This window comes from Promicromonospora kroppenstedtii DSM 19349, assembly GCF_000515355.1.
GTDB classification, from domain to species: Bacteria; Actinomycetota; Actinomycetes; order Actinomycetales; family Cellulomonadaceae; genus Promicromonospora; species Promicromonospora kroppenstedtii.
The window spans coordinates 8,163-8,468 of record NZ_KI911653.1 but is presented as its reverse complement, the minus strand read 5'-3'; positions in this window follow the sequence as shown (position 1 = coordinate 8,468).

The window sequence follows — 306 nt, the reverse complement described above, 5'->3', positions numbered from 1 at the left end:
TGCGTCTTGACGTGCGGCGCGTGTTCCACGCCCGCTGCCGCGAAGACGCCCGCGACGGTCGCGATGTTGTGGTCCAGTGCCGGCTCGTCGAGCGTCAGCAGGGGCCAGGAGAACCGGGGGTCGTCGATGCGCAGCACGACCCCATCCTGCCGTGCGGTTCGGTCTGCCGACGAACCCGTCCGGTGCGCGGGCCGGTCCGCGGTCGCCTTCGAGGCCTAAGTTACTTCGCTTTCCAGCGCTCGAAAGCGAAGAAACTTAGGCCTCGAAGGGGATGGGGCAGACGAACTGCCGCGGGTCAGACCACGG